General features: G+C 53.0%; 17 protein-coding genes. 4 read left to right on the top strand and 13 right to left on the bottom strand.

What is annotated here, in order from left to right; all coding sequences use genetic code 11:
- The first annotated feature begins 133 nt into the window (after positions 1–133).
- The gene (gene tdcG / locus ACIPDS_RS08165) at positions 134–1,498 is read left to right on the top strand and encodes an L-serine ammonia-lyase (protein WP_400734511.1); all 1,365 of its coding nucleotides are present in this window, start codon (positions 134–136) and stop codon (positions 1,496–1,498) included.
- Positions 1,499–1,545: 47 nt separating this feature from the next.
- On the opposite strand, the gene ACIPDS_RS08160 is transcribed toward tdcG, so the two are convergent.
- Together ACIPDS_RS08160 and ACIPDS_RS08155 are read right to left on the bottom strand one after the other, a co-directional pair.
- The gene (locus ACIPDS_RS08160; RefSeq protein ID WP_166516844.1) at positions 1,546–1,704 is read right to left on the bottom strand and encodes a hypothetical protein; all 159 of its coding nucleotides are present in this window, start codon (positions 1,702–1,704) and stop codon (positions 1,546–1,548) included.
- Between the two features lie 24 nt (positions 1,705–1,728).
- Positions 1,729–2,433, bottom strand: a complete 705-nt coding sequence (locus ACIPDS_RS08155; RefSeq protein WP_400734509.1) for a pirin family protein — start codon at positions 2,431–2,433, stop codon at positions 1,729–1,731.
- A 104-nt stretch (positions 2,434–2,537) separates the two neighbouring features.
- Between ACIPDS_RS08155 and ACIPDS_RS08150 the strand changes: the two genes are divergently transcribed.
- Positions 2,538–3,434 (top strand): LysR family transcriptional regulator, encoded by an 897-nt coding sequence (locus ACIPDS_RS08150; RefSeq protein ID WP_166516846.1) that lies wholly within the window; start codon positions 2,538–2,540, stop codon positions 3,432–3,434.
- A gap of 134 nt (positions 3,435–3,568) precedes the next feature.
- Here ACIPDS_RS08150 and ACIPDS_RS08145 read toward each other — a convergent pair whose 3' ends face one another.
- From ACIPDS_RS08145 to ACIPDS_RS08095, 11 genes are all read right to left on the bottom strand, one after another.
- Positions 3,569–3,934 carry a DUF805 domain-containing protein gene (locus ACIPDS_RS08145; RefSeq protein ID WP_166516847.1) on the bottom strand — a complete coding sequence of 122 codons (366 nt, stop codon included), beginning with the start codon at positions 3,932–3,934 and terminating at the stop codon, positions 3,569–3,571.
- A gap of 130 nt (positions 3,935–4,064) precedes the next feature.
- Positions 4,065–5,051 (bottom strand): glutathione S-transferase family protein, encoded by a 987-nt coding sequence (locus ACIPDS_RS08140; RefSeq protein ID WP_400734506.1) that lies wholly within the window; start codon positions 5,049–5,051, stop codon positions 4,065–4,067.
- Between the two features lie 69 nt (positions 5,052–5,120).
- Positions 5,121–5,513, bottom strand: coding sequence for a DoxX family protein (locus tag ACIPDS_RS08135; protein ID WP_166516849.1), 393 nt, complete (start codon positions 5,511–5,513; stop codon positions 5,121–5,123).
- A 391-nt stretch (positions 5,514–5,904) separates the two neighbouring features.
- Positions 5,905–6,186 carry a YqjK-like family protein gene (locus ACIPDS_RS08130; RefSeq protein ID WP_166516850.1) on the bottom strand — a complete coding sequence of 94 codons (282 nt, stop codon included), beginning with the start codon at positions 6,184–6,186 and terminating at the stop codon, positions 5,905–5,907.
- A complete protein-coding gene (locus tag ACIPDS_RS08125) occupies positions 6,183–6,581 on the bottom strand; it encodes a phage holin family protein (RefSeq protein WP_400734503.1) in 399 nt (132 codons plus the stop codon). Before ACIPDS_RS08125 ends, ACIPDS_RS08130 begins: the two co-directional genes overlap by 4 nt.
- Positions 6,582–6,583: 2 nt before the next feature.
- On the bottom strand, positions 6,584–6,889 hold the full coding sequence (locus ACIPDS_RS08120) for a YqjD family protein (protein WP_166516851.1): 306 nt from the start codon (positions 6,887–6,889) through the stop codon (positions 6,584–6,586).
- 26 nt (positions 6,890–6,915) lie between these two features.
- Positions 6,916–7,284, bottom strand: a complete 369-nt coding sequence (locus ACIPDS_RS08115; protein ID WP_400734500.1) for a DUF1090 domain-containing protein — start codon at positions 7,282–7,284, stop codon at positions 6,916–6,918.
- A gap of 147 nt (positions 7,285–7,431) precedes the next feature.
- Entirely contained in the window at positions 7,432–7,812 is a 381-nt protein-coding gene (gene mzrA, locus ACIPDS_RS08110; RefSeq protein WP_166516853.1) for an EnvZ/OmpR regulon moderator MzrA, read from the bottom strand.
- A gap of 2 nt (positions 7,813–7,814) precedes the next feature.
- Entirely contained in the window at positions 7,815–8,477 is a 663-nt protein-coding gene (gene yqjA / locus ACIPDS_RS08105; RefSeq protein ID WP_166516854.1) for a DedA family general envelope maintenance protein YqjA, read from the bottom strand.
- 291 nt (positions 8,478–8,768) lie between these two features.
- On the bottom strand, positions 8,769–9,545 hold the full coding sequence (gene exuR, locus ACIPDS_RS08100; RefSeq protein WP_400734497.1) for a transcriptional regulator ExuR: 777 nt from the start codon (positions 9,543–9,545) through the stop codon (positions 8,769–8,771).
- Positions 9,546–9,673: 128 nt separating this feature from the next.
- Positions 9,674–10,978 carry an MFS transporter gene (locus ACIPDS_RS08095; RefSeq protein WP_400734495.1) on the bottom strand — a complete coding sequence of 435 codons (1,305 nt, stop codon included), beginning with the start codon at positions 10,976–10,978 and terminating at the stop codon, positions 9,674–9,676.
- A 473-nt stretch (positions 10,979–11,451) separates the two neighbouring features.
- Here ACIPDS_RS08095 and uxaC point away from each other — a divergent pair, with 473 nt between their 5' ends.
- Both uxaC and ACIPDS_RS08085 read left to right on the top strand, forming a co-directional pair.
- On the top strand, positions 11,452–12,864 hold the full coding sequence (gene uxaC, locus ACIPDS_RS08090; RefSeq protein ID WP_166516857.1) for a glucuronate isomerase: 1,413 nt from the start codon (positions 11,452–11,454) through the stop codon (positions 12,862–12,864).
- Between the two features lie 15 nt (positions 12,865–12,879).
- Positions 12,880–14,367, top strand: a complete 1,488-nt coding sequence (locus ACIPDS_RS08085; RefSeq protein ID WP_166516858.1) for an altronate dehydratase family protein — start codon at positions 12,880–12,882, stop codon at positions 14,365–14,367.
- Positions 14,368–14,390 lie beyond the last annotated feature (23 nt).

The raw sequence follows: 14,390 nt of genomic DNA, 5'->3' as shown, positions 1-14,390 counted from the left end.
CGTGGTAGCCCGGGCGAGCGCAAGCGACCCCGGGAATATCACCGTTCTCTACACACGGTTTCCCGGCGGCGCTGCGCTTGGGCGGGCTACTTTACGGTAGCCCTTCATTTTAAGTTGGAACGAGGTTGAGGCTATGATCAGTACTTTCGACATGTTCAAAATCGGCGTTGGGCCATCAAGTTCACATACCGTCGGGCCAATGAATGCAGGGAAAGCATTTATTGATGAGCTGAGTACGTCAGGTCTTTTGTCGCAGACAAACCGTCTGGTGGTCGATCTCTACGGCTCACTTTCACTCACCGGCAAAGGCCATGCCACCGATGTTGCCGTGATTATGGGATTAGCCGGAAACAGCCCCGATCGCGTTGATATTGATGCTATTCCCGCTTTTATTCGCGCCGTGGAACGCAGCGGACGCCTCTGCGTCGCTCAGGGCGCTGCGGTAATTCCTTTCTCTGTGGCTGATGATGTTGTTTTTCATGATGAATATCTTCCTCGCCATGAAAATGGACTGCGTTTTACCGCGTGGGACGCCGAGAACATGCTGCTGAGTAAAACCTATTACTCGATTGGCGGTGGTTTTATCGTTGAAGATGCTAAGTTTGGTCAGGAGTTCGAGGTTGAGCAGCCGGTGCCGTATCCGTTCCATTCTGCAAGCGACCTGTTGGCGCAATGTAAAGAGCACGGCTTATCGATATCGGGCTTGATGATGAAAAACGAATTGGCGCTGCGCAGCCAGGAGGAGATCGACGCTCGCTTAGCCCGGATCTGGCATGTAATGCAAACCGGGATCGAGCGCGGTATGAATACCGAAGGCACGCTTCCCGGCCCGCTGAAAGTACCGCGTCGGGCGGTGGCTTTGCGTCGGCGGCTGGTCTCCAGCGACAGCACCTCCAGCGATCCGATGAACGTTATCGACTGGATCAATATGTTTGCCCTGGCGGTCAGTGAAGAAAATGCGGCAAGCGGCCGCGTGGTGACCGCGCCGACGAACGGAGCCTGCGGGATCGTCCCAGCCGTGCTGGCCTATTATGATAAATTCCGCCGCACGGTAAACGGCAATTCAGTAGCGCGTTTTTTACTGACGGCGGGCGCGATTGGCGGTTTATATAAGCAAAATGCGTCTATTTCCGGGGCGGAAGTGGGATGTCAGGGGGAGGTTGGAGTGGCGGCCTCCATGGCGGCGGCGGGCCTTGCAGAACTGCTCGGCGGTAGCCCGCAGCAGGTGTGTATGGCCGCGGAAATCGCGATGGAGCACAACCTCGGATTAACCTGCGATCCGGTCGGTGGACAGGTACAAATTCCCTGCATCGAGCGCAACGCGATCAACGCCGTGAAAGCCGTTAACGCGGCGAGAATGGCGATGCAGAGAACCAGCGAAGCCCGGGTGTCACTCGATAAAGTGATTGAGACAATGTATGAAACCGGCAAGGATATGAACGATAAATACCGTGAAACATCACGCGGCGGGCTGGCGATCAAGGTGTTGTGCAGTTAAACCCTTCTGGCGGCACCACCATGAAGAAGGGTGCCGCGATAGGGGCGTTAAGCCGCTTGCTCTTCAGCCTGTTGGCTTTTCTGGGCGGCAACCACAATGGCCTCCAGCTCGCCCAGCATCTCTTCAAATCCAAACTCGGTCGGCGTCGTTTTAGCCTGCGGCGCCGATTTCACAACCTGCTGCTTTTTATGGTTTCTTTTACTCATTTGCGTTCATCTTCCTGATAATGACTATATCGGTAAATCTATCAGCAAAGCGCGCAACGGGGTATCAGCCACCAGTGTGATATTGGCTTCATCACGAATAAATGCGCCATCACCGCAGGTTAAGGCCTGTTTCTGGGCATCATCATGCGCCAGCGCATGCACCGTACCGTGAATGGACTGCAAATAAGCGCGCGGCCCGTGCAGCGGCAGGCTGACCTGCTCACCTTTATCCAGATTGATATGGTGCAGCCAGACCTGCTGACGCAGTTGCAGGCTGCCCTCGCTGCCGTCCGGGGAGGCCAATAATTGATGCGCGGAATCAAGCAGTTTTAACTTCTGCACACGTGAGTTTTCGCGCTCCGGGCAGGCGTCCAGCCAGATTTGAATCCGGGTTAACGATTTGTCTTTGCTGAGATTATGCTCGCTGTAGCTCACGCCGGGCTGGGTGGCGATAAGCAACGCCTCACCGGCTTTCGCTTTGACATGATGCCCATCGTTGTCACGATATTCGGCTTCACCTTCTAAAATGAGATTCAGGATATCCACTTTGGGGTAAGTTCTTGGCTGGAAGGCCGCGCCGGGCGCGAGAACTTCTTGATTCAACACGCGCAGAGAAGCGTAACCCAACAGTTTCGGATCAAAGTAGTGCCCAAATGAGAAGGTATAGCGAGCCTGTAACCAGCCGTAATCGGCCTGCCCGCACTGTTTAGCTGTTCTCGTGGTAATCATCTTCTTGACCCTCCTTTACACTAAATCAATGGTAAAGGTATGGACGCTGCATTGTTAGCCAGATATTCTGCCCGGTATGTTCAAATTTCCTGAATGATAACGCCATGGCTAAAGAAAGAGCACTGACGCTTGAAGCACTACGAGTAATGGACGCCATCGATAGACGCGGCAGCTTTGCCGCCGCTGCCGATGAGCTGGGACGTGTGCCTTCTGCATTAAGTTACACCATGCAAAAGCTCGAAGAAGAGCTGGACGTGGTGTTATTTGACCGTTCAGGTCATCGAACAAAATTCACCAACGTAGGACGTATGCTGCTGGAGCGCGGACGCGTTCTGCTGGAAGCGGCGGACAAGCTGACGACCGATGCCGAAGCGCTGGCGCGCGGTTGGGAAACTCATCTCACGATTGTGGCTGAAGCGCTTATCCCGACGCCGACGTTGTTCCCGCTGGTTGAGAAGCTGGCCACCAAATCTAACACCCAGCTGTCGATTATTACCGAAGTGCTGGCGGGCGCCTGGGAGCGGCTGGAACAAGGGCGCGCGGATATCGTGATTGCGCCGGATATGCATTTTCGCTCATCGACCGAGATTAATTCCCGCAAGCTGTATTCGGTGATGAATGTGTACGTGGCCGCCCCGGATCACCCTATTCACCAGGAGGCAGAGCCGCTTTCTGAGGTCACGCGAGTAAAATATCGGGGGGTGGCAATTGCCGATACCGCGCGTGAACGCCCGGTGTTGACGGTGCAACTTCTGGATAAACAGCCGCGCTTAACGGTGACGTCGATGGAAGAAAAACGTCAGGCGCTGCTGGCGGGATTGGGTGTCGCGACCATGCCGTATCCGCTGGTGGAGGACGATATTGCGCAGGGGCGCTTGCGTGTCGTCAGCCCAGAATATACCAGCGAAATTGACATTATCATGGCGTGGCGTCGTGACAGTATGGGTGAGGCAAAATCCTGGTGCCTGCGTGAGATCCAGAAATTATTGATGGTCAAATAGTCAGTAGGCCTGATAAGCAAAGCGCCATCAGGCACAATGGTGCAGGGATGCCGGATGGCGGCATAACGGCCTACAGCAATCGGTAGCCAATAACCCGGAGTGGGCGCTCGCGCACCTCATCCGGGTGACTGTTATCAGGAAAGACGTTTAGGATCTGGCCCGAAACGGTTATCCCCCGGCGTGCCATTCTGACAGTTGAAAATAATAATGATTATCCAACCCACCACCGGTATCAGCAGCAGTAACAGCCACCATGCGGTGCGATCGGTGTCGTGCAGGCGGCGGAACTGGACTGCCCACCAGGGTAGAAAAATCAGAATGCCGTAAATGGTGGTCAGGATCCCCTCTCCACCAGCTCGCTCCCAGCCAAGCATTTTGTCCACCACGCTTAGCACGGCCGTCAAAATGACGTTCACCAGGATGAACATCCAATACTCTTTGCGGCGGGCGCGACCGCCAAACCCAATGTAATTACGTAGAACCTTGAGATACCAATCCATTTTTTTGCCTCAGTTGATCATTAATCACTTGTTTTTAAAGCGATCGATCTAAGGATAGTCGTGAATGAATTGGTGGTAAATATTGATGCGGTGAATAAATTGGGCGTCGCGTTAACGATGCCCAATGTCCTTAACGGAAACGTTCGTCGCGTCCGTGAGGTTCATCGAGATCCTGCCACGGCCCAATTGAGATAATGCCCGTCGGGTTGATGGTTTTATGGCTGCGGAAATAGTGGTTGCGGATATGGTCAAAGTTGACGGTTTCGGCAATGCCCGGCATCTGGTAAATATCGCGCAGGAAGCCGTGCAGATTCATATAATCGCTGATGCGGTGTTTATCGCATTTAAAGTGGGTAACGTAGACCGGATCAAAGCGAATCAGCGTGGTCCATAAACGAATATCCGCTTCGGTTAACTGATTACCGGTGAGATAGCGATGCTGACCGAGGATCTTTTCCAGCCTGTCCAGCGAGCTGAAAACCTTTTCTACCGCTTCGTCATAGGCCGCCTGGCTGGTGGCAAAACCGGCCTTGTAGACGCCATTATTAACGGTGTCGTAGATCCAGGTATTCAGTTCATCAATCTGCTCGCGCAGGGCAGGCGGATAGTAATCACCGGCTTTCGCGCCCAGCGCGTCAAACGCGGTATTGAACATACGGATAATTTCCGCAGATTCATTGCTGACGATGGTCTGATTCTTTTTATCCCACAGTACCGGGACGGTCACGCGACCGGAATAATTTGCATCGGCGTGCTGATAAAGCTGATAAAGAAATTGATGTTGATAGAGCGAGTCCCCGGTTGCGGCCGGGAAATCAGCATCAAACGTCCAGCCGTTTTCCAGCATTAATGGGTTAACAACGGAAACGGAGATAAAAGGTTCCAGCCCTTTCAGGGTGCGCAGGATCAGGGTGCGGTGGGCCCACGGACAGGCCAGAGAAACATACAGGTGATAGCGATCTTTTTCTGCGGCAAAGCCGCCGTTGCCGGTTGGGCCAGGTTCACCGTCGGCGGTGAGCCAGTTGCGAAAAGCGGAGACTGAACGCTGGAAACGTCCACCGGTGGATTTGGTGTCATACCAGACGTCTTGCCAGACGCCGTCAACTAATTGTCCCATCTCATGCTCCTTCAGATAGCAAAAGCGAGGAGATATCTCCTCGCTTTTTAATGAATCAGTATAGTGTACTTACCACTTTTTGTTCAGAACGCGGTCGATGCTGAATGCGCCAGGACCGGTGATACCCAGCAGCAGGTAGCCGCCAGCGATGGTCAGGTTTTTCATGAACATCAGTGAGTTCACGCCTTCGGCAAAGTTGCTGTGGAACAGGAACGCGGTCAGCAGAGTAAAGCCTGCGGTGAACAGCGCCGTGGTACGCGTCAGGAAACCGAACAGAATCGCCAGACCGCCGCCGAACTCAAGCAGGATGGTCAGTGGCAGCAGGAACCCTGGGACGCCCATGGCTTCCATATATTGCTGTGTACCCGCATACCCGGTGATTTTGCCCCAGCCCGCTGTAATAAACAGAATTGGCATCAGAATACGAGCAACCAGGAAACCAACATCTTCTAATTTTTTCATCTTTCTCTCCAGAGAATCTTGCGGGTCGTTAAACCATATTATTGAGCGTTTACACGTCGATAGCGTGTATCTGCTGTCGATGGAGAGAAATATAACCGTGGTGTATGACAATTGTTAGCAAGGAAAACTGTTGAACTTCTTCAAAGAATCTGAGCAACGATGTATGGCAGCAAGATTTTCTCCGCGGCGCTACGCAGGTTCTGGCTTCACGGGTGGTGCGCTTTTGGTTTTTTCGGATACTTAAGGCAGGAATCAATGAAAGCAGGAACAAAGGAATGAGCCAGGGCTTATTGCGAAAGGGTATTGCGATGAAAACTGTTGCTCGGTGCACGGGGGGGGGGGTTGCGTTGAGCAGCTCAACGAATTGAGCTGCTAACGAACGTAAGAGCATTTAACGCAGTAAGTTTTTTGCCATCCGCCAGGTGCTCCAGGCGCCAAAACCACGTCGCGCCCAGCGAACCAAAAAGCGCGGATGGCGGACTGAAACAACTGCCATCGCGCTTGTGGCAACCACTGCCCACGAACGCAGGCTAACGAGCTTATTCCACCTGCGATCGTAGACTTGTGTCACATCCAGCCAGTCGCGACGACTGGCGCTCAGGTCGAGACGTTGCTGCTGTATCTGTCGCAGCAGAAACGCCTTACGGGTATCACGATCGCCTAATGGGGTCATTTCTCGTCGTCCTCCAGCAGAGCACGATCGTTTGCCAGTTCGTTGCGCGTATGCAGTAACAACGTTGAACGGCGCGCACGGCGGATAGTCAATATTCCACCAATTAACGCCAGCAGCAGCAGCGTACCGGTTGTCGCAATCATGACGGGCAGACGATACTGAGGATCGACGGCCCAGATAATCAACACCAGCAGGCTCATCAGGCCGAAAGCGGTAAATAGCAGGGTAAGCCCTGCCATTAACAGCAGCTGGATGAGGTTAGATTTCTCCTCTTCCAGCTCCACGACGGCCAAACGCAGCCGTGTTTCCACCGTCTGAACGACCAGTGTGACAATGCGCTGACCAATGCCCAGGATGTTTTTTCCTGGGCCTTGTGCATGGTGAGAATCGCTCATACTTAACGGCGAGACAGCAGAACGCCCAACACCAGGCCGACTGCTGCGCCAATACCGACACCGGTCCATGGGTTTTCACGCACATAGCCATCGGCTTTAGCCGCCGCTTCACGGGTTTGTTTTGCCAGAGCTTCGCTGGTTTCACCCAGACGGACGCGGCTTTCCTTGAGGGCGCTTTCCGCTTTGCTGCGCAACTTGCTCAGCTCTTCTTTGGACTTATCGGTGGAAGTATTCAGGACTTCTTCCAGCGTATCGGACAGAGCTTTCAGTTCTGCGCGTAACTGTTCTGATGTTGCATCTCGAGCCATCGTATCTCTCCTGTAAGGGTTTCCACTCAATACGCGCGGGATTCCAGCGCGTTAAGTTCGTCTTGGGCTTCTTTGAGCTTGCGCTCACGTTTAGCCACTTTGTCCGCATCACCGGTCTGTTTTGCTTCTTTTAAATCCTGCTGGCGCTCGCGGATCTCATCTTTCTGATCGGCAATTTTTTCCTGATGATCGGCACGCAGTTTGCTATCCGTGCAGTTAGCTTTTACTTCACTCAACGCTTTTTTCAGCCCGTCAATCCGGTGCTGATTGTTATGCTTTTCGGCATAACCAATTTCACGCTGAATATCCTGCTCTTTTTCCTGACACAGGGAAGTCGCCGCCGCGCTGGCGCTGAGCGAAGCAAGAGTAAGAACAAAGATGATGCGGTATTTCATGTTTAGGCCTTCCATTGTGCGTAGTACATTCGGCTGTACTTTCCTCAGTGCGTGGATGACAACATAAGGCCACCACAACACTAAGCATAGTAAGTAAAATACAAAATCACCAAAGTTAGTGAAATTATTCAGATTCCTGGAAGTTTGCTAACCAAATCGATGCGAGGTATCACGAAGAAGGGATAGCCAACTTGCAGGGTTATTATCTTCATCCCCAAGCGCGATGACGTAGACGTGCGGCAGGGAGTTATCCAGTACGCGCTTCGCGGCTGCGCTTTGCTCGCTGGATTCAAAAGTGATAAGCAGAGCATCATCCTTTGGCGTGATGCTCTTAAAGCGAATGCCATTCGCATCCAGATGGTGCGAGATGGCAAAGCCATCTGGCATATTAGCCTGGTTCATTGGGCGGATGGCGAGCGTGGACTCTTCGTGCTGCAATGCCGCCCAAAGCCAGAGCATGATGCAGAGCATCAACATGATGCTCAGACTGAGTGCAAACCGGCGAAACTGAATGTGGTTTGACCCCATAATTACCCTCGATTACCGTACTTTTTCTTCCACACCACGACCAGCGAGCCAATCAGGCCAAATACCAGCAGTACCACAGGCAGCAGCATCAGGCACGACATCAGCGCATCTTCATATTTCTGGAAGACCGGCGTTTTGCCCAGCAGGTAGCCCAGGGTGGTCAGAATCAATACCCACAGCAGCCCGCTCATCCAGTTAAAGAACTGGAAACGCGCGTTGTTCAGCCCTGAGAGGCCGGCAATGGTGGGGAGCAGGGTACGAACAAAGGCAATAAAACGCCCGACGAGCAACGCGGAGAGCCCGTGCTTGTGGAATAAATGGTGCGCACGTTGGTGATAGTGGGCGGGCAAGTGCGAAAGCCAGTTCTGCACGAGCCGGGTATTGCCTAGCCATTTACCCTGAATGTAACTCACCCAGCAGCCGAGACTTGCGGCCACGGTCAACAGGATGACCGTTTGTGGAAAGCCCATCGCCCCTTTGGCAATCAGTACGCCGACCAGCACCAGCAGGCTATCGCCCGGCAGGAAGGCGGCAGGCAACAGACCATTCTCAAGGAACAGAATCATAAATAAGACAAAATAGAGCATACCGATCATGGACGGATTAGCGAGGGTTTCGAAATCCTGGCTCCACAAGGCATTTAAGAGTTGGGTTAGTAGTTCCATTCACGATTCCTGGTACATCGATTAACGTAATGCCTGAACGCGCTGCGATATCTTCTCTGTCTTTATTTTAATAGCATCGCGGTAAATACGCGCTGAACAGTCCTTGTTTTGGCGAAATAATTGCAAAACGACAAAAAGCATTCGATTGTAACAAAAGGCCCAGAATGTCGTCATAGAAATTGCAATTTGTTGCAGATTGATTTTGCGGGTTAGGGCGGGGAGAGGCTAGGGGATTTACAAAGGCTTACCCATACTGAACGTCGGGTAAGCCTGAAGGGGATAACAGCGCGCTTATTTACCGGCGGCTGAGGCGGTATCGAGATGCACCACCGGGTTCTCCGCAAACAGATAGCGGTCAGCGTTAAACTCGAAATCATCACTGGTTTCGTTGAACAGCATCAGCTTGGTGTTTTCCAGGTGCTGCCACATGGCGAGCTTCGCCGCATGGGGATCTTTGCGAATAAGCGCCTTCAGAATTTGGTCGTGGTCATCGCACCAGTTATCGACGGTTCGCGCGTCAATGTGGTCGTGAAGCTTTTTCCAGTACGGGTTATGTACTCGCTGGGTCCACATTTTCTCGACAATTGCGGCAAGCGCCGTATTTTGTGTGGCAAGGGCCACCTGCACGTGGAACTGAAGGTCCCATTCGGAGTCACGGAAGCACTTCTCTTTACGCGCGTTCTCCTGGATCTCCATCAGCTTCATAATGTCTTGCTTGGTGACCTGAGTCGCGGCAAATTCGGCGATATTGCTTTCAATGAGCTGGCGAGCTTGTAGCAGCTCAAACGGGCCGTAGTTAGCAAACTCCATATTTTCATCGGGAGCTTGATGGTGCTTAGCCTGATTCGAAATGACGTGGATACCCGAGCCTTTTCGCACCTCAACATACCCTTCCACTTCGAGCATAATAATGGCTTCGCGCACCACCGTTCGGCTGACGCCTTTCTCATCGGCAATAAAACGCTCGGCAGGTAGCTTATCACCCACCAGATAAACGCCTTGCTCAATGCGTTCTTTCAGCTCAGCGGCAAGTTGCTGATATAAACGGCGTACGTCGGTGATTTCCATATGCTCTCCAGGCAGGGTACGGCAGACTAAATTTGTTATACCACTTTTACGAGCGGCTAACCATATTCAGGCATGAAAAAAGCCGCCTGAATCACGGCGGCTTGTCGGATAAAAATTATCGATATTGATTAGTTCTGGGTTGCCTGCTGTGTCGGATGAGGAGTATCCGATTCGTCGTTATCAACCTGTTTGTTTTGCAACACGGTCCAGATAACCAGGGCACCTAACAGATCGAAGATTGCCAGCACTGCAAACAGTGGGCTGAAGCCGATGGTATCTGCCAGTGCACCCACCACCAGGGCGAACATGGTACTCGCCATCCATGCAGCCATCCCGGTCAGACCGTTTGCCGTTGCCACTTCGTTACGACCAAATACGTCAGAAGAGAGCGTAATCAGCGCGCCGGACAGCGACTGGTGAGCAAAGCCACCCAGGCACAGCAGAGCGATAGCAATATATGGGCTGGTGAACAGACCGATTAAGCCTGGGCCAATCATCAGCAGTGCACCCATGGTAACAACCATTTTACGGGAAACGATCAGGTTAACACCGAACCAGCGCTGGAACAGCGGCGGCAGGTAACCTCCGATAACGCAGCCGAGGTCAGCAAACAGCATTGGCATCCACGCAAACATCGCGATTTCTTTCAGGTCAAAACCGTACACTTTGAACATGAACAACGGGATCCAGGCGTTGAAGGTCCCCCAGGCAGGTTCAGCCAGGAAACGCGGCAGGGCGATACCCCAGAAGCGACGAGTCTGGATAATCTGCCATGGCGACATTTTCTTGCCGTTGTTGGTCTGGTGAGCCGCTTCCTGACCGCCGATGATGTAATCACGTTCTTCGTCGGTTAATTTTTTCTGGTCGCGAGGGTGTTTATAGAACACCAGCCAGCACATCGCCCAGATGAAGCTCAGTGCGCCGGAGATGATGAACGCCATCTGCCAGCTGTGCATCACGATAGCCCATACCACCAACGGAGGTGCAATCATGCCGCCGATAGAAGAACCAACGTTGAAGTAACCTACTGCAATAGAACGTTCTTTAGCTGGGAACCACTCGGAACTGGCTTTCAGACCCGCAGGGATCATAGCCGCTTCAGCAGCACCTACTGCGCCACGAGCGATAGCCAGACCACCCCAGCTGCCGGCCAGCGCGGTTGCGCCGCAGAAGATAGCCCAGGCAACGGCGAAGAAGGCGTAACCAATTTTGGTACCCAGAACGTCCAGAACATAGCCCGCGACGGGCTGCATAACGGTATAAGCTGCGGAATAAGCAGCGATGATGTACGAATATTGCTGTGTGGAAATGTGCAGCTCTGCCATCAGAGTTGGCGCAGCTGCTGCCACGGTATTACGCGTCAGGTAACCCAGCACGGTGCCCATTGTCACCAGTGCGATCATGTACCAACGTAATCCTTTAATTTTACGCATGTAAACCTCATCGTGTAGTTATCTCTGCGAGTTCCGCAGCCATCATCGTTACAACATCAATGATGTCTCACCAAGGGGCTTACCAGGGAAAGGGTTCCCGGTACGGCCCGAACTTGCCATTAGTACGTGTGCTGAATTCGGTATCCGTACCGCTCAATCAGGTGTCTAAATCGACCACCGCTAATGCATTCCGTCGTTCTATGTGTTTCGACGGGAGGCAAGATAACTTGTCATACAACTTTAAAAGGTGAATGCCGTCACAAAAGAGGTATTTACCCTAGTGTTTAAGGGGTAGATAAGGCAGGCCAGTCGTGGCGCGGGTTGCAGCGCATTTTTGCCAACTTTCATGTCAATTTTTGTCAGTGTTTATTGATCTAACTCACGAAAAAATCTTCGGTCCGACGAAATTGGTGTGATAACTTTGACGTCATTACAGATAAACATCTGACCCACTCGTTGAGAGGAAGACGATAATGACCCCGTTTATGACTGAAGATTTCCTGTTAGACACCGAATTTGCGCGCCGTTTGTACCACGACTACGCAAAAGACCAGCCGATTTTCGATTATCACTGCCATTTGCCACCGCAGCAGGTCGCTGAAGATTACCGTTTTAAGAACCTGTATGACATCTGGCTGAAAGGTGACCACTACAAGTGGCGCGCAATGCGCACCAACGGTGTGGCTGAACGCCTGTGCACCGGTGATGCGTCTGACCGCGAGAAGTTTGACGCATGGGCCGCCACCGTCCCGCACACCATTGGTAACCCGTTATACCACTGGACTCATCTTGAACTGCGTCGTCCATTTGGCATCACCGGCAAACTGCTGTCCCCGGCGACTGCGGACGAAATCTGGAATGAGTGCAACGAGCTGCTGGCGCAGGACAAATTCTCCGCGCGCGGCATCATGAAGCAGATGAACGTGAAAATGGTCGGCACCACCGATGACCCAATCGACTCCCTGGAGCATCACGCATCGGTCGCTAAAGACACGACCTTCGACGTGAAAGTGCTGCCAAGCTGGCGCCCGGATAAAGCTTTCAACATTGAGCTGGCGACCTTTAACGACTACATGGCGAAACTGGGTGAAGTGTCTGACACCGACATCCGTCGCTTTGCTGACCTGCAAACCGCGCTGACCAAACGTCTGGATCACTTTGCCGCCCACGGTTGTAAAGTTTCTGACCACGCGCTGGATGTGGTGCTGTTTGCTGAGTCTAACGAAGCTGAGCTGGATAGCATTCTGGCCCGCCGTCTGGCTGGCGAAACGCTGAGCGAGCATGAAGTTGCTCAGTTCAAAACCGCCGTTCTGGTCTTCCTGGGTGCAGAATACGCACGTCGCGAATGGGTACAGCAGTACCACATTGGCGCACTGCGTAATAACAACCTGCGTCAGTTCAAACTGCTGGGCGCGGACGTCGGCTTCGACTCCATCAACGACCGCCCAATGGCTGAAGAACTGTCTAAGCTGCTGAGCAAACAGAACGAACAGAATCTGCTGCCAAAAACCATCCTTTACTGCCTGAACCCACGCGATAACGAAGTGCTGGGCACCATGATCGGTAACTTCCAGGGTGAAGGTATGCCGGGCAAGATGCAGTTTGGTTCCGGCTGGTGGTTCAACGATCAGAAAGACGGTATGGAACGTCAGATGACGCAGCTTGCGCAGCTGGGCCTGCTGAGCCGCTTTGTCGGTATGCTGACCGACAGCCGTAGCTTCCTGTCTTACACCCGTCATGAATACTTCCGTCGTATTCTGTGCCAGATGATTGGCCGCTGGGTTGCCGCGGGTGAAGCGCCTGCCGATATCCAACTGCTGGGTGAGATGGTGAAAAATATCTGCTTTAACAATGCGCGTGACTACTTCGCCATTGAATTGAACTAAGGTCTGGGTGAAGGTATGCAATACATCAAGATCCATGCGCTGGATAACGTCGCGGTAGCGCTCGCTGACCTTGCTGAAGGAACCGACGTCACCGTGGATGGGCAGGTAGTGACCCTGCGCCAACCGGTCTCGCGTGGCCATAAATTTGCTTTACGCGATATTGCGAAGGGCGAAAACGTCATTAAATATGGTTTGCCAATCGGTCATACGCTGGTCGATGTTGCGGCGGGCGAGCATATCCATGCTCACAATACCCGTACCAATCTGAGCGATCTGGACACGTATAGCTACCAACCTGATTTCCAGGCTCAAGTGGCTCAACCCGCCGATCGTGAGGTGCAGATTTATCGCCGTCCGAACGGTGAGGTTGGGGTACGTAACGAGCTGTGGATCTTACCGACCGTCGGTTGCGTCAATGCGATGGCGCGTCAGATGCAAACGCGGTTCTTAAAAGAGAGCAACGATGCTGAAGGTATCGACGGCGTGCATCTCTTCAGCCATACCTACGGTTGCTCACAGTTGGGCGATGACCATATCAACACCCGCACTATGCTGCAAAACATGGTGCGCCACCCGAATGCGGGTGCGGTGCTGGTGGTCGGACTCGGCTGCGAAAACAACCAGATTGACGCTTTCCGCGAGACGTTAGGGGAGTTCGATCCTGACCGCGTTCACTTTATGGTCTGCCAACACCAGGAAGACGAAGTGGAAGCGGGGCTCGAGCACCTCCGCCAGCTTTACAGCGTGATGCGTCACGACAAGCGCGAGCCGGGTAAACTGAGCGAGCTGAAGTTTGGTCTGGAATGCGGCGGCTCTGATGGCCTGTCCGGTATTACCGCCAACCCGATGCTGGGTCGTTTCTCCGACTACGTGATTGCCAACGGCGGCACCACCGTGCTGACCGAAGTACCGGAAATGTTCGGCGCCGAGCAATTGCTGATGGATCACTGCCGCGATGAAGAAACCTTCGGCAAACTGGTGACGATGGTCAATGACTTCAAGCAGTACTTCATTGCCCATAATCAGCCAATTTACGAGAATCCATCGCCGGGTAACAAAGCCGGTGGTATCACTACGCTGGAAGATAAGTCACTCGGCTGCACGCAGAAGGCCGGATCAAGCAAAGTGGTGGATGTCCTGCGCTATGGCGAACGCCTGAAAACACACGGTCTGAATCTGCTGAGCGCGCCGGGCAACGATGCGGTAGCGACCAGTGCCCTGGCGGGCGCAGGTTGCCATATGGTGCTGTTCAGCACCGGGCGCGGTACTCCTTACGGTGGTTTTGTGCCAACGGTGAAAATTGCTACCAACAGCGAGCTGGCGGCGAAGAAAAAGCACTGGATCGACTTCGACGCGGGTCAACTGATTCATGGAAAAGCAATGCCGCAGTTGCTTAATGAATTTGTCGACACGATTGTTGATTTCGCCAACGGCAAGCAGACTTGTAACGAACGCAACGATTTCCGCGAACTGGCGCTCTTTAAGAGCGGCGTCACGTTGTAATAAAAAAGCGATCTGATACGATA

This window comes from Kluyvera sp. NPDC087067 (assembly GCF_044745165.1).
Lineage (GTDB): Bacteria > Pseudomonadota > Gammaproteobacteria > Enterobacterales > Enterobacteriaceae > Kluyvera.
This window is presented reverse-complemented; position numbering and strand designations above follow the sequence as displayed.